Annotated in this window: 1 protein-coding gene; it reads right to left on the reverse strand. The window is 68.4% G+C overall.

Annotated elements, in window-relative coordinates; all coding sequences use genetic code 11:
• Nucleotides 1-234: 234 nt before the first annotated feature.
• A partial coding sequence (locus K206_RS40700; RefSeq protein ID WP_020207217.1) for a DUF4399 domain-containing protein occupies nt 235-393 on the reverse strand: 159 nt, incomplete at its 5' end.

The raw sequence follows: 393 nt of genomic DNA on the forward strand, positions 1-393 counted from the left end.
GCAAAGCCAGGCGGCATGCGGGTCTGCGGTTTGGCTCGGCACATCGCGGGGACTGGCACGCACTGCCGCGCTGACGGGTGCGGACCAACACCATCGCGCCACGGTGTCTGCCGCCGGCAGACAAGTGCGCGCGGCGCGCGCTTGCGCAAGAAGACAGGGGAAAAAGCGCGGGAGGAAAATGATGCCGCCGGACGCGGCGGTCCGGTCATGGCGCGCGCGGCGCGGGCCGCGCGCTCACTTCACGTAGATCGTGATCTTCCGGGAATAGATCGGCGGGTTGTGCGGGATGTGCTTGTCGTCGGCCATCAGCAACTGCAGCGTGTGCTTGCCCGGCGGCAGCTCGATCGTGGTCTCGGTCTCGCCCGCGCCGAAGTGCAGGTGGTTGCGGTCGTT

Source organism: Cupriavidus sp. WS, from assembly GCF_000395345.1.
Lineage (GTDB): Bacteria > Pseudomonadota > Gammaproteobacteria > Burkholderiales > Burkholderiaceae > Cupriavidus > Cupriavidus basilensis_B.